Origin of the sequence: Pseudomonas sp. LH1G9 (assembly GCF_002949975.1) — a bacterium.
Taxonomy (GTDB): Bacteria; Pseudomonadota; Gammaproteobacteria; order Pseudomonadales; family Pseudomonadaceae; genus Aquipseudomonas; species Aquipseudomonas veronii.
On sequence record NZ_CP026880.1, the window covers coordinates 811,812 to 833,422 of the forward strand.

The 21,611-nt window shown below is 59.4% G+C and carries 19 protein-coding genes; 9 read left to right on the top strand and 10 right to left on the bottom strand.

Annotated features, from left to right (window positions below):
• The first annotated feature begins 379 nt into the window (after positions 1-379).
• Together C5F70_RS03820 and C5F70_RS03825 are read left to right on the top strand one after the other, a co-directional pair.
• Positions 380-1,624 carry a malic enzyme-like NAD(P)-binding protein gene (locus tag C5F70_RS03820; protein WP_046382600.1) on the top strand — a complete coding sequence of 415 codons (1,245 nt, stop codon included), beginning with the start codon at positions 380-382 and terminating at the stop codon, positions 1,622-1,624.
• A gap of 548 nt (positions 1,625-2,172) precedes the next feature.
• A complete protein-coding gene (locus C5F70_RS03825) occupies positions 2,173-3,186 on the top strand; it encodes an isocitrate dehydrogenase (RefSeq protein ID WP_079444408.1) in 1,014 nt (337 codons plus the stop codon).
• Positions 3,187-3,408: 222 nt separating this feature from the next.
• Here C5F70_RS03825 and C5F70_RS03830 read toward each other — a convergent pair whose 3' ends face one another.
• Entirely contained in the window at positions 3,409-3,639 is a 231-nt protein-coding gene (locus C5F70_RS03830; protein WP_017845892.1) for a hypothetical protein, read from the bottom strand.
• A gap of 299 nt (positions 3,640-3,938) precedes the next feature.
• On the opposite strand from C5F70_RS03830, the gene C5F70_RS03835 reads away from it, so the two are divergent.
• The gene (locus C5F70_RS03835) at positions 3,939-4,214 is read left to right on the top strand and encodes a hypothetical protein (RefSeq protein WP_017845893.1); all 276 of its coding nucleotides are present in this window, start codon (positions 3,939-3,941) and stop codon (positions 4,212-4,214) included.
• 244 nt (positions 4,215-4,458) lie between these two features.
• On the opposite strand, the gene arsA is transcribed toward C5F70_RS03835, so the two are convergent.
• Entirely contained in the window at positions 4,459-6,219 is a 1,761-nt protein-coding gene (arsA, locus tag C5F70_RS03840) for an arsenical pump-driving ATPase (RefSeq protein ID WP_104902738.1), read from the bottom strand.
• Between the two features lie 462 nt (positions 6,220-6,681).
• Here arsA and C5F70_RS03845 point away from each other — a divergent pair, with 462 nt between their 5' ends.
• From C5F70_RS03845 to C5F70_RS03865, 5 genes are all read left to right on the top strand, one after another.
• Positions 6,682-7,203, top strand: coding sequence for a fimbrial protein (locus C5F70_RS03845; RefSeq protein ID WP_017845895.1), 522 nt, complete (start codon positions 6,682-6,684; stop codon positions 7,201-7,203).
• 94 nt (positions 7,204-7,297) lie between these two features.
• Positions 7,298-7,978: a molecular chaperone gene (locus C5F70_RS03850; protein ID WP_017845896.1), complete on the top strand. Its 681-nt coding sequence runs from the start codon at positions 7,298-7,300 to the stop codon at positions 7,976-7,978.
• Positions 7,979-8,091: 113 nt separating this feature from the next.
• Complete coding sequence (locus C5F70_RS03855; RefSeq protein ID WP_256588355.1) at positions 8,092-10,641, top strand: fimbria/pilus outer membrane usher protein; 2,550 nt, start codon at positions 8,092-8,094, stop codon at positions 10,639-10,641.
• A gap of 13 nt (positions 10,642-10,654) precedes the next feature.
• Entirely contained in the window at positions 10,655-11,620 is a 966-nt protein-coding gene (locus C5F70_RS03860; protein WP_052735766.1) for a fimbrial protein, read from the top strand.
• Positions 11,621-11,788: 168 nt separating this feature from the next.
• Complete coding sequence (locus C5F70_RS03865; protein WP_102618558.1) at positions 11,789-12,586, top strand: DNA/RNA non-specific endonuclease; 798 nt, start codon at positions 11,789-11,791, stop codon at positions 12,584-12,586.
• Positions 12,587-12,610: 24 nt separating this feature from the next.
• Here the strand turns inward: C5F70_RS03865 and dmeF are convergent, their stop codons facing one another.
• Entirely contained in the window at positions 12,611-13,531 is a 921-nt protein-coding gene (dmeF, locus tag C5F70_RS03870; RefSeq protein ID WP_017849381.1) for a CDF family Co(II)/Ni(II) efflux transporter DmeF, read from the bottom strand.
• Positions 13,528-13,803 (bottom strand): metal/formaldehyde-sensitive transcriptional repressor, encoded by a 276-nt coding sequence (locus C5F70_RS03875; RefSeq protein ID WP_017849380.1) that lies wholly within the window; start codon positions 13,801-13,803, stop codon positions 13,528-13,530. The genes dmeF and C5F70_RS03875 overlap by 4 nt, the downstream gene beginning before the upstream one ends.
• Before the next feature lie 139 nt (positions 13,804-13,942).
• On the opposite strand from C5F70_RS03875, the gene C5F70_RS03880 reads away from it, so the two are divergent.
• Positions 13,943-15,154 carry a YeeE/YedE family protein gene (locus C5F70_RS03880; protein WP_017849379.1) on the top strand — a complete coding sequence of 404 codons (1,212 nt, stop codon included), beginning with the start codon at positions 13,943-13,945 and terminating at the stop codon, positions 15,152-15,154.
• Between the two features lie 42 nt (positions 15,155-15,196).
• Here C5F70_RS03880 and C5F70_RS03885 read toward each other — a convergent pair whose 3' ends face one another.
• The 6 genes from C5F70_RS03885 to C5F70_RS03910 form a co-directional block, all read right to left on the bottom strand.
• Positions 15,197-16,237 carry an alpha/beta fold hydrolase gene (locus tag C5F70_RS03885; RefSeq protein ID WP_104902739.1) on the bottom strand — a complete coding sequence of 347 codons (1,041 nt, stop codon included), beginning with the start codon at positions 16,235-16,237 and terminating at the stop codon, positions 15,197-15,199.
• A 145-nt stretch (positions 16,238-16,382) separates the two neighbouring features.
• Positions 16,383-18,404, bottom strand: a complete 2,022-nt coding sequence (locus tag C5F70_RS03890; protein ID WP_104902740.1) for an FIST N-terminal domain-containing protein — start codon at positions 18,402-18,404, stop codon at positions 16,383-16,385.
• A gap of 341 nt (positions 18,405-18,745) precedes the next feature.
• Positions 18,746-19,102, bottom strand: coding sequence for a VOC family protein (locus C5F70_RS03895; protein ID WP_017849375.1), 357 nt, complete (start codon positions 19,100-19,102; stop codon positions 18,746-18,748).
• Positions 19,103-19,177: 75 nt separating this feature from the next.
• A complete protein-coding gene (locus C5F70_RS03900) occupies positions 19,178-20,428 on the bottom strand; it encodes an NAD(P)/FAD-dependent oxidoreductase (RefSeq protein WP_104902741.1) in 1,251 nt (416 codons plus the stop codon).
• Between the two features lie 88 nt (positions 20,429-20,516).
• Positions 20,517-20,966, bottom strand: a complete 450-nt coding sequence (locus tag C5F70_RS03905; RefSeq protein ID WP_104902742.1) for a type II 3-dehydroquinate dehydratase — start codon at positions 20,964-20,966, stop codon at positions 20,517-20,519.
• A 54-nt stretch (positions 20,967-21,020) separates the two neighbouring features.
• Positions 21,021-21,443 (bottom strand): RidA family protein, encoded by a 423-nt coding sequence (locus tag C5F70_RS03910; RefSeq protein ID WP_017849372.1) that lies wholly within the window; start codon positions 21,441-21,443, stop codon positions 21,021-21,023.
• Between the last annotated feature and the right edge of the window lie 168 nt (positions 21,444-21,611).

Here is a 21,611-nt window from a genome sequence, read left to right on the forward strand (position 1 = left end):
TCGACGCCCGTATGTAACCGTTTCAGGCACTTACGCGATTGTCGAAGTGCGTAGGGCGGCTCCAAGACGCGATAAGCAACCCCCCGAGTCCTAGTGTGTCGTGCTTGGTGCATGGCGCGCCGGGCTTTCGAGCGCGCAAAAAAAAGGCCACGCAAGGTGGCCTAAACGGGTTCAAGCATAGGAGGGCTCTATTGGCCAAAAAATACAGGCCCGCCCTGAAGTCTTAGGGCCAATAGCGTTGGTCTGCTGGCTGACAAACCCCTTCGTCAACAGCATTCAAGCCGGCAACTCGATCCTGGTCTGTGGCTCAGGACCTCGTTGCCTTGTATTATAATAGTGTTAACATAATATTGTAATCAACGTCTAATTAGGGGCTCGCATGACTACCGACTTCAAGAAGGCTGCACTGGATTACCATGAATTCCCGACCCCAGGAAAAATCGGCATTGCGCTGACCAAGCCTGCCGATACCGCTGCCCAACTCGCACTGGCGTACAGCCCTGGCGTGGCCGAACCCGTTCGCGAAATCGCGAAGGACCCGGAGAACGTCTATCGCTTTACCGGAAAAGGCAATCTGGTGGCCGTGATCACAAACGGTACGGCCATTTTGGGTCTCGGTGATCTGGGTCCCTTGGCCAGTAAGCCGGTCATGGAAGGCAAAGCGTTGCTGTTCAAGCGTTTTGCCGGTATCGACTCGATCGATATCGAAGTCAATGCCGAGAGTTCCCAGGCTTTTATCGACACCGTCGTGCGTATCGCCGACACCTTTGGTGGGATCAATCTGGAAGACATCAAAGCCCCTGAGTGCTTTGAAATCGAGGACGCACTGATCGAACAGTGCAACATCCCGGTCTTCCATGACGACCAGCACGGCACCGCCATCGTCACCGCGGCCGGCATGCTCAATGCGCTGGAGATTCAGGGCAAAACGCTGGAGAACGCGAGAATCGTCTGCCTCGGCGCCGGTGCCGCAGCCACGGCGTGCATGCGCCTGCTGCTCAGCCTTGGCGCGCAAAAAAGCAATCTGTACATGGTCGATCGCACCGGTGTCATCCACTCGGCGCGCAAAGACCTCAACCAATACAAAGCACAATTCGTTAACGACGGTGGCCCGCGCACGTTGATGGAAGCCATGAACGGTGCCGATGTGTTCGTGGGGTTGTCTGGCGCCAATCTGCTTCCGGCTGAAGCGCTGGCGGCGATGGCTCCCAAGCCGATCGTGTTTGCCTGCTCGAACCCCGATCCTGAAATCAGCTACGAGTTGGCCATGGCCACGCGTGATGACTTGATCATGGCGACCGGTCGCTCCGACTACCCGAACCAGGTCAATAACGTTCTGGGCTTTCCGTTCATCTTCCGCGGCACCCTGGATGTTCGGGCAACCCGGATCAACGAAGCGATGAAAATTGCGGCAGTGGAAGCACTGCGCCAATTGGCCAAAGAGCCAACTCCTGTGGAAGTGCTGCGAGCGTTCAACGTCGACAAGCTTGAGTTTGGGCGCGATTACATTCTCCCCAAAGCGCTCGATGCTCGCCTGCTCGGGGCAATCGCCGGCGCAGTGGCCAAGGCCGCTATCGACACCGGTGTTGCGAAGCTGCATTACCCGGCGCACTACCCGCTGTAAGCGGAGGTCAATCACGCTGATGTGCGGCAGTTGCACGACCTTTTGCACGGTTGGCAGCTGTCGCACTCGGCGGACATCCGGCCGCCGCAGCCCCTGAACATCGACAGCCTGTCATTTGCAAGATCATCCGTTCTTGAATGATCCGAGCCACAACCCGTCTTCCTTTTATGCCTGCCTAAAAGCGATCTCACCCTGTCACGCACAGGCGTTCTAAGACCTTGGTATCATCCGGAAAACGCTGCTTTCTACCACGTGGAATTAGCATTGTATGTTAATGTTATGCGCGTCATCGATGGAGCAAATGACTGCACGCTTGATCCGGGCGCTCACCTGTAACCGCCGCATCCATAGCGAGAGCTGACACCCGTTCAGGTCGCTCGTCAATTGATCCGCAATGACCTGCGCGGTCACGGCGCGGAGGATGAAACATAGCACTCTGCCGCGGTGAAAGCCGTCAGACAGTCAATGCCTATCAGCAGACTCGTGACACCAGTCTCAGTGACCCCATCAATACAGCAGGCTGACACAGCGCTGTTAAGGAAGAGACCATGAGCAAAACCATCGCAATCATCAAGGGTGACGGCATCGGCCCTGAGATCATGCAAGCGACGCTACGCGTACTCGATGCCCTTGACTGCAATCTTCAGTACGACTTCGTTGAGGCCGGCTTGGAGGCCTTGCAGCAGCATGGGCAACTGATGCCGCCCGCGTCCATCGATACGATCGCCAAACACGGCGTCGCACTCAAAGGCCCTCTGACCACGCCGATTGGCCGCGGCTTCTCCTCGATCAACGTCCACCTTCGCCGCCACTTCGATCTCTACGCCAACGTCCGACCGGCGATCAGTTTCCCCGGCACTCGTTCGCGCTTCGAAGGTATCGATATCATCACGGTGCGTGAAAATACCGAAGGGGCGTACCTGCCAGAAGGGCAAAGTATTTCGGAAGACGGCGAAGTCGCTCTGGCAAGCATTCGCGTAACACGCACAGCCTCCGAACGCATCGTGCGCTACGCGTTCGAGCTGGCTCGTAGCAAGGGCCGCAAAAAAGTGACCGCGGTACACAAGGCCAACATCATCAAGTCGTGCTCCGGGCTGTTCCTTGACGTGGCGCGTGAGGTTGCCGAGGATTATCCGGAAATCGAATTCCACGAGATGATCGTCGACAATGCCTGTATGCAGTTGGTGATGAATCCCCATCAATTCGATGTCATCGTCACCACCAACCTGTTTGGCGACATCCTTTCAGACCTGTGCGCAGGCCTGGTCGGTGGGTTGGGCTTGGCGCCGGGGTCCAACATCGGTGCCGATGCAGCCATCTTCGAAGCGGTCCACGGTTCGGCACCGGACATCGCCGGCAAGAACATCGCGAACCCGTGTGCATTGTTATTGGCCGCCGCAGACATGCTTGATTACCTGGGCATGGTGGACAAGGGCACGCGCATTCGTACTGCTATCCGCGTTGTTCTGGAAAACTCCCGTGATCAAGTGACACCCGATATGGGCGGGGCCGGTACCACTGAGTCCTTCGCCGATGCCTTGGTGGCCTACTTGCGTGCCTGAGTAGAGCGTCAGGAAACGCGCGCCAGCTCACTGTGAGCTGGCGACTTTCTACGTGTGCTCCACGCGGACCTGCCCGTAGGGCCGCTGGCTGGAAAACCTTCCGATACTCGAGTCCTCCAGCAGTCTTTTGTTGCCGTAACGTTGGCGTTAATAGACGTTAATCCAACATCATTATTTGCTGCGGTCGCACTTGTAGATGCGCGAGGTGCCAAGGAAAACTATTCAGAAATGAATTTCAGCTACCTTGATACCGATTTCGCGCAGCTCATGAATCAAATCATCAAGGTACCGAAAAGGTTCGATTTCTTCGTTGTCATTGACTAGGAAGAAGCTTCTTCCGGCATCCTTTTTAAAGAAGACGATCCACTCCTGGGTGTTGGCCGGGTTGGCAATCAAATGGGTATCAAACTGAATGCCTTCAGCGTATTTGGTTTTTACGTCTTCACGTTTCATACGGGTCTCCAAGCGCTCACGTAGTGCTGCTTTCATGCATGTCTCTGCCTCCTGGCAATCAATCAAAAGACCTCGTCCGGGCCTGAGGCCAGGGCGACGTCGATTGCCTTTCTATTATCACTGCATGATAATATTATGCACATATGATCCAGTGGAGGATAGTCGTGTGCAGAGCTGTCGAAGCGCCTGAGCCACGCGGGTCCGCCCAATGCCCTGGCGTTCAAGGCACACCGCCATGCGGCTGGCTTTGCTTTTGATTCAATGCATAAGGTTTCTGAATTTTAAGGACGACAGTCATCATGCGCAAAACAGCAATTGAGAAACGCCTTGCGCTGAATGCTCCGCCCCTGGAGCCAGGGCAGCGACTGTTGGTTGGCCTTGAGCAATGCGTCGTCGTTCGGCAGCGAGAAACAGGGATCTATCAAGTTGTATTCGACTGCAAAGCCCCCAAGACTGCTCGGGTTTTTTGGGCGGAATATGAGTGGATGTTCATCGGCCGGATTAAGCGGCACGCTGAGCAAGATCCTTCATTGGAACGCTTTGTCTCGGTGCTGAGAGCAGGGTCTGAAGACTGACAGGCAGTCACGGCTCTGATCGACAGTACGCTTGGCTGACCGCAGCCAGGTTCGCCTAGGATACGAACTTGATTGGGATCATCGTAAAGATGTAAATCAGCCTGATTTCATTGGAACACAGATGCTGGTTTTCTATTCGTATCCAGGTCGTGCCAGATAGAGAAAAGCCTGCAGCCATGCAGGCTTTTTTGCTGGTGTCGTTCCAGTCATCCAGGCGCACGGTGTGAGCAAGCCGAGCGACACTTCAATCCAGCAAGCGCTTCAACCCGGCGACGCCAACCGGCGGTTCCGCCGTCCACGGCACTACGATGACAGCATGGTTGGTTTCTTCGGCCACTCTCGCCATTTGTTTGCGCTCGCTATCCAGGCGCGCTCGTAGCAGCGGGTCTGTCGTATCGGTGGCCAGCAACGACTTATTGACCACCCAGGCAAACGGTTCGATGTCGGCCCTGCGCAAGTCATCCTGCAGCGCTGCCGCCTGCGACACCGGGGTGGCTTCGGGCAGCGTGACGAGGATGATCTTGGTGTAGTCCGCATCTTGCAGGCGCATCAACGGCGTGACGATGTGGTCCGAGGCTTTGCCTTTGAATTCGCGAACCATCTGGCGGTGATAGGCGCCTGTGGCGTCCATCAGGAGCAGGGAGTGACCTGTGGGGGCAGTGTCGAGTACCACGAATGCGCTTCTGGCTTGCGCAACCACACGGGAGAATGCGTGGAACACCGCGACCTCTTCGGTACACGGGGATTGCAGATCCTCGATGAGCAAGGCGGTTTCGTCTTCCGTCAGGCTTGGCGCGCGGGAGGCGACGATCTTGTCCACGTACTTTTGGGTCTCGACCTTAGGGTCGATGCGGCCGACGCTGAGTCCCTGCACGTCGGCATTGAGGGTTACCGCCAGATGCGCCGCAGGATCTGTCGTACTCAGGTGTACGGACTTGCCATGCTGTACCAGTCCCAGGGCGATGGCGGCGGCAATGGTGGTTTTGCCCACACCGCCTTTGCCCATGACCATGATCAGGCCGCGCTGGTCGTGGGCTAACTCGGCGATCAATTCCGCGAGTGCGTGATATTCCAGGCGCGACGGTACTGGGTTTGCAATGCTGGCTGGGACAGCAAGCTCGGGTGTCAGCAGTGCGCGAAGCGCGGGCAAGCCAACCGAATCCACGGCCTTGAGTGGGATGTAGTCGGCTGAAAGCTGACGCAGTGACGCGGGCATCTCGTCGAGCGCTTGCTGGCCCATAGCTTCGATCGCGGCGGCGATCGGGTCATTTAAGTCGCTGCGTTTAAATACAGCATTGACCACCAGGCGCTGGTGGTTCAAGCCCAGTTCACGGAGTTCGTCGCTGGAGCGTGCAGCCTCGCTGAGGGCGCCTTTATCAGGGCGCGTCACCAGAACAACGGTGGTCAGGGCTGGATCATTGAGCGCCACCAATGCCTGATTGAACAACTGCTCCTGCATTTTCAAGCCCGAATGCGGCCCCAGGCATGATGCGCCACGATCGTTGCCTTTTAGAAAGCCGCTCCACGCTTTTGGCAGGCTCAACAATCTGAGCGTGTGCCCCGTGGGCGCGGTATCGAACACGATGTGGTCATACGCCGCGCTGCCCTGCGACAGCAGGTGGGAGAACTCGTCGAAGGTTGCGATTTCGGTCGTGCATGCCCCGGAGAGTTGCTCACGCACCAAGGCGATGTCTTCATCGCGGGCCTGGTCGCCCATTTGCTCGATCACCCGGGCCCGATAGTCAATTGCTGCGGTCCCTGGGTCGATATTGAGCACGAACATTCCAGGCACGTGCGGCACCGCGACAGGCTGATTGCTCAGCTCGACGCCGAGCATCTCGTCAAGGTTCGAGGCGGCGTCCGTGCTGACCAGCAGTACCTTCTTGCCGGCCTCGGCCAGGGCGAGTGATACCGCGGTTGAGACCGACGTTTTGCCGACACCGCCCTTGCCGGTGAAGAACATATATCGGGTGGGTTGATCGAGCAATTTGAGGGTGGGCTGCATGGCACGCTGACTCCCTTGCGGAGCATGACTGGGTTTTGCAGTTTAGACCGATGTTCAGAATCGCCAATGGGGTCATATCAATCAAACGGTAATTTTTACCGTCCTGATAGAGGAGTGTTCTGTCGGAAGAGGGCGGTAATCCATAACCCAAGTGAACAGCCTGTTTGGCTGGTTTTTGCCATGCGGATCACATCGTCGAGCGTGCTGCAATTCAAATAATTGGAAAACAGAGAAAAGCCCCACAGCACACGCCGATTTTTCGACGTAGGTATTTCTTTAAAAAGCCTTGATCATCGACGCCGCTCTCTCACAACAAGAGGGCAAATCTGAAAAGCAAAGACGAGCTGGCTGACAGTCATCCGCCTGTGGAGCTGTTTGCTCTAGAAAAAGGTTGGCATTGAGACTTGCTCCCCAGTAGTTAGTTGAATGCCTGCATAACTTGACGTGATAAGGAATAGTCGTGTGAATAAAAAATTAATCGTATGCACATTGTTGGCGTGCTCTGCATTTTCGGCGCTCAGCCATGCGGCGGACGGCACTATTAACTTCACCGGTACGATCACCGATGCCGCGTGTACTGTTACACCCGGTACTGCCAATCAGACGGTGACAATGGGGACGGTCAGTTCAACGGCATTGGCCAATGTCGGCGATACCGCAGCCCCGACCCGGTTCGATATCGTCCTGACTAACTGCCCGGCCACGGCCACCAGCGCGGTCGTAAAGTTTGATGGCCCGACCGACGGGAATAACAGCAGTTTGATTGCCCTGACGAGTGGGGCTGGAACCGCCGAGGGTGTGGCGATCGGTGTGTATGAGGGGGATGCCGCTACGTTGATTCCCGTGGGCTCCCCGTCCGTCAGCAAGCCTCTTTCTCCGGTAGCCGACACCACCTTCAACTTCTTCGCCAAATATGTGGCAACCGCTCCAGTGGTGGCCGGTTCCGGCAACGCCGTCAGTGATTTCACAGTTATTTATAACTGATCACTAAGACAGGCCGGGCACGCTGCTCGGCCTTCTCAACAAGTGGGTTTGCTCACGTGCAGGCTTGAGCAAAGCGTCGGTAGGAGATACGTCGATGGGGTGGCTGAAATACATGTTAACCGCCGGCCTGCTGGTCGGTACGGTGCATACGGCTATTGCGGGTGTGGTGGTGGGGGGCACGCGGGTGGTGTACGACGGCTCAAGGAAAGAAGCCTCGATTTCGGTGAAAAACACCGAGAAGACCAAGCCGTATCTGATTCAGTCATGGGTCGATGACGGGGCGCAGACTGCACCTGGCAAGGCGCCGTTTATCATGACGCCGCCGCTGTTTCGGCTGGATGCCGAGCAGGAGAATGTGCTGCGCATCATTCGCACCGGAGGGGATTTTCCGCAGGACAGAGAGTCGGTGTTCTGGGTGAATATCAAGTCGATTCCCGCCTCGGAAAAAACCGAAGAAAACCAACTGCTGATTTCTGTGAAGAGTCGGATAAAACTCTTCTATCGCCCGCCGGGAATGCCAGGAGAGTCGCTGAATGCTTATAAGGCACTGGTCTTTACGCGGGTAGGTAAAGCGTTGCAGGTCAACAACCCTACGGCGTATCACGTGTCTTTTTTTCGCGTGAGCGTGGGTGACCAGGTTATTAACGATGCCGGTATGGTTGCTCCCAAAAGTACATTGGCCTGGTCGATGCCGGAAGGTGCAAGTGGAGCCGTCAGTTGGCAAGCCATCAATGATTATGGCGGTATTACGCCGCAGGCCAGTGCGCCACTCTAATTCATAAGGGCTGTTAGTTTTAACGGCTACCTGTTTCGTTAATGCGTTGGATCAACCGCTCTTTGGTGTTGGGGTGGCGGGCACTGTGTTGCCCGGATTGCGGGGCTTCTTATATGAACGCTATAAATAATGGAATGCTACGCCTGAAACTAAAGGTGCTGGCCGCGCATGCACTCAAATGCATGATAGGCATTACGCTGTGTTCGTCCAATGCGCTGGCGCGTGAGTATTTTAATGCCAGTGCCTTGGAGATCGACAATGCAGAACAAACGTGGGTCGACCTCGATGCATTCTCCAATCAGGGCGGGCAGTTGCCTGGAAGTTATTCAGTGGACCTCTACTTGAACGACCGACGAATAGCCAGTCGCGATATTAACTTCGTTGCGCTGGACGGTCTGTTGCAACCTGAACTTACCCCACGACAATTACAGGAGATGGGCGTCAAGTTGCAGGCGTTTCCTGCGTTGCGCGAACTGCCCCAGGAAACCCCCATCAGCAACCTGCAGGCATACATTCCAGATGCGGGCAGCGTGTTCAACTTTCATCAGCGCCGTCTGGACATCAGCATTCCCCAAGCGGCGCTCACCCGTGAAGCACGCGGGCAGATTGATCCTGAACAGTGGGACCAAGGCCTGCCGGCCGCGCTGCTCAATTACAGTTTCAGCGGCGCGAATACTCGGCGCGAAGGGCGTTCCGGCAGCGATGACAATTACTACCTGAACCTGCGCAGCGGGTTGAACCTGGGCGCCTGGCGGCTACGTAACTACTCGACTTACACCCAAGGTGACAGCCGAGCCCAATGGGCCAGCCTCAATACGTACCTTCAGCGTGATGTGCATTCGTTGAAGAGCCAGTTGGTCGTGGGGGACAGCTTCACGCCGGGGGAGTTGTTCAACAGCGTGCAGTATCAGGGCATTCAATTGGCCTCGGACGACAACATGTACCCCGACAGCCTGCGTGGGTTCGCTCCGGTGGTGAGAGGTATCGCCCGCAGCAACGCCCAGGTGACGGTGCGCCAGAACGGCTACATCATCTATCAGACTTATGTGCCCGCCGGCGCATTCGAAATCACGGATTTGTACCCCACGTCTTCCAGCGGCGATATGGAAGTCACCATCACCGAGGCTGATGGCAGCGTGCGCAGCTCGATTCAGCCTTTTTCGGCGGTGCCGGTGATGGTCCGGGAAGGGCGCTTCAAGTATTCGCTGGTCGCGGGCGAATACCGTTCGACGGCGAGCAAGAGCAGCACCCCCGCATTTGCCCAGGGTACGCTGATTTACGGGTTGCCCGGTGACACCACCGTGTACGCGGGTGTCCTTGCCTCGGCGAAGTATTCGGCGACGTCCTTGGGTGTTGGCCACGGGTTTGGCGAATGGGGCTCGCTTTCCATGGATGTGAGCCAGGCCCGCACCGAGTTGCGCCAGGGTTCCCGGCACGATGGCCAGTCGGTGCGCTTTCAATATGCGAAGGATATCGCGGCCACCAACACCACGTTCACCCTGGCCGGTTACCGTTATTCCACCAGCGGTTATTACGATTTCCAGGAAGCCAATGAGATCGACCCCGGCAACTTCAATGACTGGCGACGCCTGTATAACCGGCGCAGCCGTGCGCAACTCAATATCAACCAGTCCCTGGGCGAATACGGCAACTTTTATATCAATGGTTATCAGCAGGACTTCTGGCGACAAACCGGTTACGAACGGAGCCTGAGTGCCGGTTATAACCTGAGCCGGGGCGGCGTGACCTACGGTTTGAGTTATGCCTACACGCAGACCCCCGCGTATAACGGGCGCAAGCGCAATGACCAGCAACTGGCATTCAATATCCAGTTGCCGTTGGGGAGTGCTCTGCGTAATAGCTGGGTGAATTACAACCTGAATACCGATGCACAGGGAAAGACCGCCCACGAACTGGGGCTCAGTGGCGCGACGCTGCCGGACGATAATCTGATCTACAGCGTCAGCCAGGGTTATGCCAGCCCAGGGCAAGGCAACAGCGGCAATGCTCACGCGACGTATAAAGGCGCTTACGCGGAAACCAAGCTCGGTTACAACTACGAGCGACACTCCCGACAACTCAACTATGGCGCACAGGGTGGCGTCGTTGCGCACCCGTTCGGCATTACTTTCTCCCAACCCCAGGGCGAAACCATGGCGCTGGTGCGCGCGCCTGGCGCTGCCGGGGTCAAAGTGCAAAACAACACCGGGGTCAATACCGATTGGCGCGGTTATGCGCTGGTTCCTCATGTCAGCACCTATCGTCGCAACCGCATTGCGTTGAGCACCGAAACACTGGCCGATGACATCGACATCGAGGCCAATACCCAATCGGTCATCCCGACCCGTGGCGCCTTGGTACTCGCAGATTTCCAGACCCGCGTCGGCAGCCGGGTACTGATGGCCCTCACTTATCAGGGAAAACCCGTCACGTTCGGCGCCAGCGCAACGCTGGTGCAAGAGTCGACGACGTTTGCCAGCAGCGGCATTGTCGGCCTGGAAGGGGAGGTTTATCTAAGCGGCATGCCGGAACAGGGTGAAGTGAAGGTTCAGTGGGGCGAGCAAGCGGACCAACAATGCACGGCAGCTTTTGTTTTACCGATATCCATTGAAGGGTCGCAGCCTTTTTCAATCATCAGGACGTTATCGGTGTCATGCAATTAATCGAGGGCTTTTTATGCTGGGTGTACAACGGACGCTGATTAGGTTGTTCTGTTTTGGCAGTGCGGCATGGGTTTTAACGGTGTTATCGAATAACGCATTGGCATCGTGCCGTTTTTACAATGGCGTGTCGTCGGCGTTGACGCGAACGGTAAATTTTGGAACGTTGATTGTCCAGCGTGATACTCCCATCGGCACGGTTTTGGCAACCGCCAATACCGGCGCCTACAATGGTGGCCGGTATTTTTACGGCTGCAGTGTGAATTATGTGCATCGCTTTGCAATGGAACAGTTCAGAGTCATCAGTGCATATGGGAATAACGTATACAACACCAATATAGCGGGTGTGGGGATTCGTGTATTATTCTTCGGCGGCGCTATGCCTTACGATGTCAACTTTAACGGGCCCAGCACTGTTGCGCTGCCTGAACCCGGAATTACCGTGCAGTTGGTAAAAACCACTTCGGGGGCAGTTGGGGCCGGTGTTCTGACGAATGGAAGACTCGCCTCAGGCAGTATCGTTAATTATTTTTATGCGGCTTACGCCAGCCTGTCCGGCAGCAATACCATCATTCCCGTCGCTTGTTCGGTCTCCAATACGTCCATCCCTGTGCCCATGGGCAATGTGCCGCGAAGCCAGTTCACCGGCCCGGGAAGCGCGGGAGATGAAATCAACTTTTCCATCCCGCTCGATTGCGATGCCAATACACGGGTCAAAGTTGCCCTGGATGGCAACGCCCACAGCTCCGGGATTGCTGGGGTGCTGGCACTGAATGCGTCTCCTACCGCCGCAACCGGGGTTGGCGTAAGGCTCTACTACAACAATGCCCCCGTCACGCTTAGAACGCCGATTGCCGCGGGCACTACGGTCAGCGACGGCCCCTACGCAATCCCGTTGGTGGCACGTTACTACCAGACCGATGCCAACGTTACCGCCGGCCAGGCCAACAGCACCGCGACGTTTACCATGACCTACAACTGACCAAACCCGGAGGTCGGACGTAGCGCTGCGGGGTGTGGGAATTTTCTGCTGTAATGCCGGGGCTAGAGCAGGCGCGGCCCTGCGGCACTAACCTGGTTTTTCACGGTCAACAGCCCCCGCACCATCGTTGATGGTTGTCGGTTTATCCTCAGCCAAAAGATCTAGAACATGTACCTACGCAACATTGCAGTCGGGCTGTCGGCCCTTGTTTTACTCTCGACCGCGGCCCATGCCCGCAGTCTGCCTGACCTCTACACGGCCACCGAACAACGTGCCTCCTTTGATGGCTGTGCCGATCTTTTCCCCGCCGCCAAACCCATCAACACTGCCACCGTGCCCGCCAGCATGCGGCCCCTGGCCCTGTGTTCGGACAATTTTGCGGTGCTCTATTCGCAGACCAGCAAGACGCCGCTGGTGGTGGTCGAGCGCCTGAACGCCGAGCAATTGCAGGATGCCAAGGGCGAGGAGCGCACCAACCTGTTCTACCCCGACCCGCGCATCCCCAAGGATGGCCGTGCAGAGTTGAGTGACTACCACAGCCAGCATCCGGCCTTCGACCGTGGCCACCAGTCGCCGGCCGCCGACGCACCGAACGCCCATGCCATGGCGCAGTCGTTTGCACTGTCGAACATGGTGCCGCAAGACCCTACCAACAACCGTAAGATCTGGAGCAAGGTCGAGGCGGATGTGCGCAAGTTCGCCAAGCGCGCTGGCGGTGATGTGTTTGTGTTCACCGGCCCGTTGTTTGACCCCGGCTACGGCACCATCGGCGACAACCAGGTCTGGGTGCCGACGCGCCTGTTCAAGCTGGTGTACGACGCTTCGTCGAAACGCGCCTGGGCTTACGTGCTGCCCAACGCGCAGACGCGCATCCAGCGGCCAATGGACTATGACGCGTTCGTGAAGAGTACCGGGCTGAAGTTGCTCGGTAATCTTCCGGTCTCCGGGTCAGTAGGGCGCACGTAAGAGGGGGAGTCACCCAGCGTCGCGCTACGCCACATCGAGCGTGCGAAACTCGACGGTGAGGTGACTCACTTCATGCACCGGTTTGAGGCGCTCGCGAATGCTGTCGGCATCCGCTGTGGAGCGGCCGACAACGCTCACGATTGCCGCATGCACACCGGGCCCTACCTGCCAGACGTGCAAGTCGGTAATCGTCGCGTCGCCCGGTTGTTCCACCAGCTCTCGGATCTCCGCAGCAACATGCTCATGGGTCTGATCGAGTAGTACGCCGGCAGTCACGCCCATCAAGCTCCAGGCCCAGCGTGCGATCACGATGGCGCCGACGATACCCATCAACGGGTCCAGCCAGACCCAACCCAGGTACCGCCCCGCCAGCAGTGCAGCGATTGCCAGCACCGAGGTCAGTGCATCGGCGAGCACATGCACATAGGCGGATCTCAGGTTGTTATCGTGGCCATGGTGGCCGTGGGCATGTTCGTGTTCGTGGTCATGCCCGTGGCTATGACCGTGGCCGAGCAACAGCGCACTGACGATATTGACCACCAGCCCAACCACGGCAATCAGCGTCGCGGTGCCGAACTGCACGTCGGTCGGTTGCAACAGGCGCATGACCGACTCGATGCCAATGCCCAGGGACACCAGCGCCAGGATCAGCGCCGAGGCAAAGCCGCCCAGATCGCCGACCTTGCCGGTGCCGAAGCTGAAACGCGGGCTCGACGCATGGCGTCGGGCATAGGCGTAGGCCGCGGCGGCGATGCCCAACGCACCCGCGTGGGTGGCCATATGAAAACCGTCGGCCAGCAGGGCCATCGAACCGGTGAGGGCGCCGGCGGCGATTTCCGCGACCATCATCACCACCGTCAACATCACCACCCATAAGGTGCGCTTGGCGTTTTCTTCGTGGGCCGAGCCGAGGAAGACATGCTCGTGGGTATGATCAAGGCTCATTTGGAGTACCGCCGAATGGCTTCAAGCAACTCTTCGACGCCCTGGTTGCGTTCTTCCTCGCTGAGGGATGGGTCCGCCACATGCGCCCGGGCATGTTCTTCGATGATTTCTTCCATCAAGCCGTTGATGGCGCCGCGTGTGGCGGCGACCAGGTGCAGGGTCTTGGCGCAATCGCTGTCCGATTCCAACGCTCTTTCCACCGCTTGAATCTGACCGGCAATGCGCTTGACGCGCTTGATCAGACTGTCTTTATTGGCCGCTATATGGCTCAAAATATACCCCCCCTACCTATGAGGTGCGGAGCATGGCATACCCCACCCCCCTATGCAATCTCCCGCCGAGAGACAGGCCCTCTCGGTTTATACTCGACGGTCTGGTCATCAACCCCCTTCAAATGAATTGAGATACCTCATGAGCACCTCTCTTTCCACAACCTCTGCGCGCAAGCCTGTCGCGCCCCTGGTGGCCTTTGCGCTCCTGGTGCTGGGCGCCGTATTCCTGCACAACCTTGTCGGCATGCGCCAGGTGCTGTTGCTGGTCGTCGGCGCCGCGCTGGGCTTGACCCTGTACCACGCCGCCTTCGGTTTCACCTCGGCCTGGCGCGTGTTTATCAATGACCGGCGCGGCGCCGGTTTGCGTGCGCAAATGGTGATGCTGGCGATAGCGGTATTGCTGTTCTTCCCGGCGCTGGGGGCGGGCACGTTGTTCGGCCAGCCGGTGGTCGGGCTGGTAGCGCCGGCCGGGGTATCGGTGGTGTTCGGTGCGTTTATTTTCGGCATCGGCATGCAGCTGGGCGGCGGCTGTGCGTCGGGCACCCTGTTCACCGTGGGCGGCGGTAATGCGCGCATGTTGGTGACGCTGTTCTTCTTTATCTGTGGTTCGTTGATCGCCACGCACCATGTGGGCTGGTGGTTTGCACTGCCGGCGTTCCCGGCGACGTCGATCGTCAAAAGTGTCGGCGTCATGCCGGCGCTGCTTCTGAACCTGGCGGTGTTCGGCCTTATCGCAGCCGTCAGCGTGCGCCTGGAAAAGGCCCGTCATGGTCAACTGGAAGCCGGCGTGACCAGCGAACATCAAGGCTTGCGCCGTTTCCTGCGTGGCCCCTGGCCCTTGGTGTGGGGCGCGATTGGCCTGGCCCTGCTCAATTACGCAACCCTGGCCCTGGCCGGACGGCCTTGGGGCATCACCTCGGCGTTCGCGCTGTGGGGCGCCAAGGTGGCGAGTGGCCTGGGTGTGGAGGTGGGCAGTTGGGCGTTCTGGCAAATGCCGGGCAACGCCAAGGCCCTGGCCGCGCCGGTGTGGGAAGACATCACCAGCGTGATGGACATCGGCATCGTCCTCGGTGCGCTCCTGGCCGCCGGCCTGGCCGGGCGTTTCGCCCCCAACCTGAACATTCCTGCGCGCTCGCTGATGGCGGCGGTGATCGGTGGCCTGCTGCTCGGTTACGGCTCGCGCCTGGCCTACGGTTGCAACATCGGCGCGTACTTCAGCGGCATCGCCTCCGGCAGCCTGCATGGCTGGGTGTGGCTGGTGGCGGCGTTCATCGGCAACAGCGTCGGCGTGCGGTTGCGCCCGTTCTTCTTTGCCGGCGAGCGGCCGCAGGTGGCGTTGAGCGGGTGCTGAGAATGCTCGCACACGTGCTGCCCCCTTGAGCCGCCCTTTGTTTTAATTGTGCGGTGTCGGCTGCAGAAACTGTGTGATCAGCGCAACGACCTGCTGCTGGATCACCTGCCGTGGCCGCGCGCCGTCGCCGTCCCGGCAGATCACGCCATCGCCTGGCGAATCTTCCTCAATCAACGCCACCGCGCCGGGCTTGCAGATCGACATAAAGCTGAAGTGGGTGGCGTCGCTGATCGCTACGTAGCGCGTCGAGGCTGTTGGCAGGCGCCTGGCCAAGTCGGCGGACTCCAACTCGACGGGCATATCCTCCGAGGGCACCGCTCCCGCGATCACCAGCGTCGGCACCGGCAGTGCGGCCAGACTGGCGTCGGTCATGCCGCGTGACAGGCCCAGGTCCAATGACACCACGGCGCTGACGCGCTTGTCGCGCAGGTCCGCGGCCAGTTGGGCCTTTGCGGCTGGCGTGTTGGCGGGGTTGATCTGGTGGTAGACGATGCAACCGCCCAACTTCGGGTGTGCGTCGCAGTCCTGGGCGAAAAGGTCGGGGTCGAACCGTGCCCCGGCGAGTTCCATCACGGTCCAGCCACCGAGGGAATGGCCTGCCGCAGCGATGCGGTTTTTGGCGATCGCGCCAAATTGCTTCGGCTGCGCCAGCACCGCATCGATGGCCCGGCTCACGTCTTTGGGCCGTTGCCATAACTGCGCGGCGGCTTGCGGGCTGCGATTCCTGGTGGTGGTGCCCGGGTGATTGACCGCTGCGACGATGTAACCCCGGTGCGCCAATGCACTGGCCAGCCACGCCTGATTGCCCCAATTACCGCCGTAACCGTGGGAGAGCACAACCAGCGGATGCTCGCCGCTCGCCGGCGGTGCGTTGGGCACCGCGAGGGCGCCGATAAAAGCCACGCTGTCGGCGATCGGTTCGGCGGTTGCGGTGGCGGTGGCGGGGTACCAGACGACCATCTCCAGCGGACGCTCATGGTGAGCATCGGCCAGCGTAGCGGTTTGGAAGCCGATGGCGTTGTCGACCGCGAGCGCGGGCGTGGTCAGGCAGATCAGGAGCAGAGCGGTGAGGGCGGTTTTCACGGTTTCTATCGTCCTTGATGTGAGCGCCGCATCATAGCCTGAAAGGCGGCCCAGCCAGATACTCGCGAGCAGCCCAACACGCGCGACCTCTGGCTGAACACGCTGTTCCCGCTACTCGAACATCCGACATCGACCCCGTGGGGGCCTACGCGTGCGTAAGCCCTGTCAGCGTATCCGCAATCGTCTTGGTCCGTTGCGCGGTCCCCTCGGTGGCGCGGCTTGACGCCTCCAGTGCATCGAGCATTTCGCGCAAGGCGCCGACGCCGCTGGACTGGTCTTCAATCTGCTGGGCAACACGCTGGATTTCGCCGGACAGCAGGTCGATATCCACACCGATTTCCGCCGCATTCTTGCGGGTGATTTCCGCCAGCTTGCGCACTTCATCCGCCACCACCGCAAAACCGCGGCCCAGGTCGCCTGCGCGCGCGGCTTCGATGGCGGCGTTGAGCGCCAGCAGGTTGGTCTGGCCGGCGATTTGCTGAATCACCTGCACAATCGACTGGATACGCAAACTCGAACCGGCCAGGGTCCGCGCGCCGACCACGGCATCATCCGCCTGGCTGGACAAGCCCTCGACCGTCGCCCCGGCCTTTGCAGACACACTGTTCTGCTGGTCGATGGTGCCCACCAGTTCGTCCATCGAGGCGTGCAATTCGCCGGAGTAATGCTTGATCTGCGAGGCGATTTCCGCCTGTTGACGTTCGGCCTGGGCCAGCACTTGGCCGAGGTCTGCCAGGCCCTCGAACACCGGCAGGATATTGCTGTCCAGCCCGCGGGTATTCAGGGCGCCGCTGAAGTCATTGTTTTTGAACGCGGCAATCTGCTTGACCACCACATGGTTTAATCCGGCCAGCTTATTTACCTGGCGGCGTAGGAAGAAGGCTTTGAACTCGCCGTAGTGCGCAATGAAGTTGTCCAGGTATTCGTCGCTGTAGCTGGCGCCCTTGGCCACTCGAAAGAAGAAAATCGCGGTCAGGGTCTGGTTCAGGTTCAGGCCAAGGATTTCACCGAAGGTCGACAGCCCCGCCAGCGGCACATCGCCAAACGTCCCGGCCATGCCGCCCAATTCGCTGGGGTTGTTCAGCCTGCGCAAAATGCAGTCATTGAGAATGCCCGCCACCGGCTGGCCGCCCTTGCCGCGCAGGAACTGCGCGTAGTCCGTGCGGGTGGCTTCACGCAACGGCGTGCGCCGCACCATCACCAGCTCCTCGCCGGGGGCCACGTCGCAATACAGTTGGACGATCTGCTGTTCATAGTCGATCCGTGCGATGGAGCGCACGAACAATTCATTGCCCACGCGGATGGCGAACGAGAAATCCGCCAACTTCGATTCCAGCGCCTGGGGCGTGCAACTGAATGCGTCACACAGCGCTTGCACCATGCTCTTGATATTGCCCGCGCTGTCGATCACCTGGTCAATCGTGCGGTCCTCTTCGGAGGCGGTCAGCACGCTGAAGGTCAAGTCAGCCGGTTTGAAATTCTGGCTTTTAAATACGCCAAAACGCACATTCGCGGCGGTTTTCAGGAACACGATCTGTGCGTGGTTCTGATAACTGCGCTGGCCGTCATGGATCAGGGTTTTCTGGAAATCCAACTTTCCCCCGGCCGAACCGCCGACAAACAGGCAGGGGAAGCGCCCCGACTCATACAGCGCCTCCATGAAAAACGACTCCGACGCGGACAGCCCATCGAACACCACATAGGCCAGCGTGTCGCGATGGTCGATCGGCGTGTGTGCCTGTACCCGCTTGATATTGCTCGTCAGCTTGGCAATCCGCTCCTTCATCCCCATGCGCTTGCCGCCGCTGCGGATGTCCTCACACTCCAGCGGCACCATCACCACCTCGGCCGAAGCGATCAGGCTGTCGTCGAACAACTGCAGGACAATCCGGTCCCAGCGCTCGCCGGTGGTGCAATACAGCGAATTCGCCGCGTTGCACAACTCGCCAGCGGTGGTACACAGGCTGATGCTGGTGTGGGGAAAGCGACGCTTGAGCTTGGCGGCAATCTGGTCGATGTCCAGGTGCGGAGAGATGAAACCGGTGATCAGCACGGGCGCGATGCGCAGGTTGGCCAATGAGGACTCCAGTTCATTGGCGGTGCAGGTGAGGGTGGCGGTGCCTTGTCGATCGGCCCGGGCTTTTTTTAGAAGGTTGAGTGGGTTCATGGCGGCGGGCTCGATCCAGTCAGGGGCGCATGCGTTGGGCTTGCGGTTAATCAAGTTATCGGCCGATATAGCGGGGGCTGGAGCAGTAACAGAGGGGGTGCGACAAAGTGAACAGGACAATTTATTGCCGCCATTTAACTGGCGAATAAGTGTGCCCCCTTTATCGCGGATCAGTGTAGGCGTTGACTGATAACTTCACCGGTCTTGACATCTTCCAGCCAGATTTCCCATTGATTGAGGCCAATATACTTAGCGCGCGCAATTGTCTTTTGGTCGCGGGCGCCATTGAACTCAAGGTCGGCAGACATAAAGTGTCGAAGCCGCTGGTATTCCAACTGGATCTACGGTTGCGCGGTCCACACGGCCAGTTCATAGCCGTCGGGATCAATGAAGTGGAACCTGCTTCCACCGGGGAACGCAAAGGTTTCGCGGGAGATCACCGCGCCCAGAGCCTTGAGCCGCTGTTGCGCGTCTGCCAGATTGTCCGAATACAAGATGATTAAAGGGCCGCCCGGTCGAACCGGCTCCCCGGTGGTGAAACCACCGGTCAGCCGGCCATCGCTGAATTCGGTATAGGTCGGACCGTAGTCGACGAACGTCCAGCCGAAGGCGTTGCCGTAGAAGGCTTTGCTGCGGGCAATGTCGCTGACATTGAATTCAATATTGTCGATCTGTCGATCTTGACCACGAACGCTCATGGTTGCCTCCTTGGCGAATGTCCAAAGCGGCGATTGTAACGGTTCGAGCGTTGAAATGTCGCTGGGAACAAGGCGCTAAGCCTTGCCATACGCCATGTACTCGTTCTGCAACACGATGTGATCCGCCACGTACTTCGCATCATGCCAAACCCCATAGATAAACGACGACGCCCGGTTTACCAGGTTTGGCAGGCCCAGGAAGTAGATCCCGCTCTGTGCCGAAATCCCGCGTTTGTGGAACGGTTCGCCGTTCTCGTCGAACGCATCCACCTTCAACCAGCTGAAGTCGAACTTGAAGCCGGTGGCCCATAGAATCGTGGTCACGCCGGCTTCGGCCAGGTCCAGGCTGAGAGTCGGGTTCAGCAGGCATTGCGGGTCGGGCAGCAGTTCCCAGGCTTGCGGTTCTTCGGGGAACGGCAAGCCGTTTGCCTCGATGTACGCATCGGCGTCGCGCAGTACGTCGAAGTACGCCCGATCGCCCTGCGCCACGTTGGCGGCCAGGCCTGGGGCGAAGGTCATGACGCCTGCGTTCCACTGTTCGGTGACGCCCACCAGGTTGATCCCTTGATGCGCGAGGCGGCGGAAGTCGACGGTCTTGCCGCCTTCGTAGCCGCTGACGGCAAAGGCCACGTGTTTTTTCTTCGGCTGGATTTTGACTTCGTCCCACAGGCCCAGGGCGCCGAGCCACCAGCAGTAGTCGCGGCCGCGATAGGCGCGGGGAGGGCGGTAGTGTTCGCCGACCGAGAGGTACACGGTTTTGCCGGCCTTTTGCAGTTCTTCGGCGATTTGCGCGCCGGAGGCCCCGGCGCCGACCACCAGCACTGCGCCTTCGGGCAGTTGGCCGGGGTTCTTGTAGGCGCAGGAATGCAACTGATGCAGCGGCGCGGTGGCGGGGACGATGTCCGGGATCGAGGGGCGTTGGAACGGGCCGGTGGCGGCCACCACGTTAGCGGCCTCGATCACGCCCGCCGAGGTGGTCACCTTGAAGCCGGGGCGCCCGACATGGCGCTCCACTTGCTGTACTTCGACGCCGGTACGCACCGGGGCGTTGAGCATTTCGACATAGGCTTGGAAGTAGTCGGCCATGCGCTCCTTGGGCGGGAAGGCTTCGGGGGAGATGCCCTCGAATTTCAGGCCGGGGAAGCGGTCGTGCCAGGCCGGGCCGTTGGCGACCAGCGAGTCCCAGCGCTCCGAACGCCAGCGCTCGGCGATGCGGCTGCGCTCCAGCACGATATGCGGCACGCCCATCAGGGACAGGTGTTCGCTCATGGCGACGCCGGCCTGGCCAGCGCCGACTACCAGGGTGTTGATGGTTTCTACTGACATAGGAAGGGCCTGAATAGTAAGAAGTCTGTCTGAAAAGAACGGGCGCGGTCGCGGTGGACCGCCAATGTGGACGCGTGGGTGATTCCGTTCACTGCGGCGGCTCTGCGAGCAGTTCGGCCACCGCCGTGAGTGCCAGTTGGTAACCCAGCGCGCCCAACCCGGCGACCACGCCGGTGGCGGCTTTGGACACGTAGGAGTGATGCCGGAAGCTTTCGCGCTTCCAGATATTGCTCATGTGCGCTTCGATGATCGGGCCGTCGAACGCCAGCAGCGCATCGAGGATCGGCACCGAGCTGTAGCTCAGCCCGGCGGCGTTGATCACGATGGCGTCGGCGTTCAGGCGGGCCTCTTGAATCCAGTCCACCAGCACGCCTTCATGGTTGCTCTGGCGAAAGTCCAGGGTCAGGCCCAACTCCGCGGCGTGGCCCTGGCAACGCGCTTCGATGCTGGCGAAGCTGGCACTGCCGTAGATGCCGTCCTTGCCCAGCCCATAGAGGTTGGCGTTGGGGCCATTGAGGAAGTACACGGTGTGGGGCATGAGGTTCTCCGGCTTATTCGGCGAGGTGCAGCACGAGGTGGGCGTCGGCCGCCTTCATACGCTCCAGTCGTCCGGCACCACGGCGATCACATCGATCTCCATCAACCACTCCGGTTGACCGAGGCCGGAAATCACCAGCCCGGTGGAAATCGGGAACACGCCCTTGAGCCATTTGCCGACCTCCTGGTACACCGGCTCGCGGTAGCGCGGGTCGATCAGATAGGTGGTGGTCTTGACGATATGGGACAGGTCGGAACCCGCCTCCTCAAGCAGTTGCTTGACGTTTTTCATGGCCTGTTCGGCCTGGGCACGCGGGTCGCCGAGGCCGACCAGGTTGCCGTCGAAATCGGTGCCGATCTGGCCGCGCACATAGATGGTGTTGCCGGCGCGCACGGCCTGGCACAGGTCGTTGTCCAGCGCCTGGTTGGGATAGGTCTGTTTGGTATTGAACATGCGGATACGGGTATGGGTGGGCATGGCGAGCGACTCGTCGGCAGCGGGATGCAATCAGCTTCACATCGCCGGTCGCCGGACGAAACCAGCATTTGTGCGGGGTAGTGCTTAGGAAAAACCGAAGCCCGTGCAGGTCATCGCCCTGCGCAGGGCCCGCGCCTATCCCGGCATGAACCCTGCAACGCGCTGGGC

Coding starts and splice junctions, on each gene's coding strand:
- C5F70_RS03910 (WP_017849372.1), bottom strand. CDS start 21,443: ATGCCCACCCATACCCGTATCCGCATGTTCAATACCAAACAGACCTAT.
- C5F70_RS03895 (WP_017849375.1), bottom strand. CDS start 19,102: ATGAGCGTTCGTGGTCAAGATCGACAGATCGACAATATTGAATTCAAT.
- C5F70_RS03820 (WP_046382600.1), top strand. CDS start 380: ATGACTACCGACTTCAAGAAGGCTGCACTGGATTACCATGAATTCCCG.
- C5F70_RS03860 (WP_052735766.1), top strand. CDS start 10,655: ATGCTGGGTGTACAACGGACGCTGATTAGGTTGTTCTGTTTTGGCAGT.
- arsA (WP_104902738.1), bottom strand. CDS start 6,219: ATGCAGCCCACCCTCAAATTGCTCGATCAACCCACCCGATATATGTTC.
- C5F70_RS03865 (WP_102618558.1), top strand. CDS start 11,789: ATGTACCTACGCAACATTGCAGTCGGGCTGTCGGCCCTTGTTTTACTC.
- C5F70_RS03880 (WP_017849379.1), top strand. CDS start 13,943: ATGAGCACCTCTCTTTCCACAACCTCTGCGCGCAAGCCTGTCGCGCCC.
- C5F70_RS03855 (WP_256588355.1), top strand. CDS start 8,092: ATGAACGCTATAAATAATGGAATGCTACGCCTGAAACTAAAGGTGCTG.
- C5F70_RS03825 (WP_079444408.1), top strand. CDS start 2,173: ATGAGCAAAACCATCGCAATCATCAAGGGTGACGGCATCGGCCCTGAG.
- C5F70_RS03850 (WP_017845896.1), top strand. CDS start 7,298: ATGGGGTGGCTGAAATACATGTTAACCGCCGGCCTGCTGGTCGGTACG.
- C5F70_RS03890 (WP_104902740.1), bottom strand. CDS start 18,404: ATGAACCCACTCAACCTTCTAAAAAAAGCCCGGGCCGATCGACAAGGC.
- C5F70_RS03900 (WP_104902741.1), bottom strand. CDS start 20,428: ATGTCAGTAGAAACCATCAACACCCTGGTAGTCGGCGCTGGCCAGGCC.
- C5F70_RS03830 (WP_017845892.1), bottom strand. CDS start 3,639: ATGAAACGTGAAGACGTAAAAACCAAATACGCTGAAGGCATTCAGTTT.
- dmeF (WP_017849381.1), bottom strand. CDS start 13,531: ATGAGCCTTGATCATACCCACGAGCATGTCTTCCTCGGCTCGGCCCAC.
- C5F70_RS03835 (WP_017845893.1), top strand. CDS start 3,939: ATGCGCAAAACAGCAATTGAGAAACGCCTTGCGCTGAATGCTCCGCCC.
- C5F70_RS03905 (WP_104902742.1), bottom strand. CDS start 20,966: ATGCCCCACACCGTGTACTTCCTCAATGGCCCCAACGCCAACCTCTAT.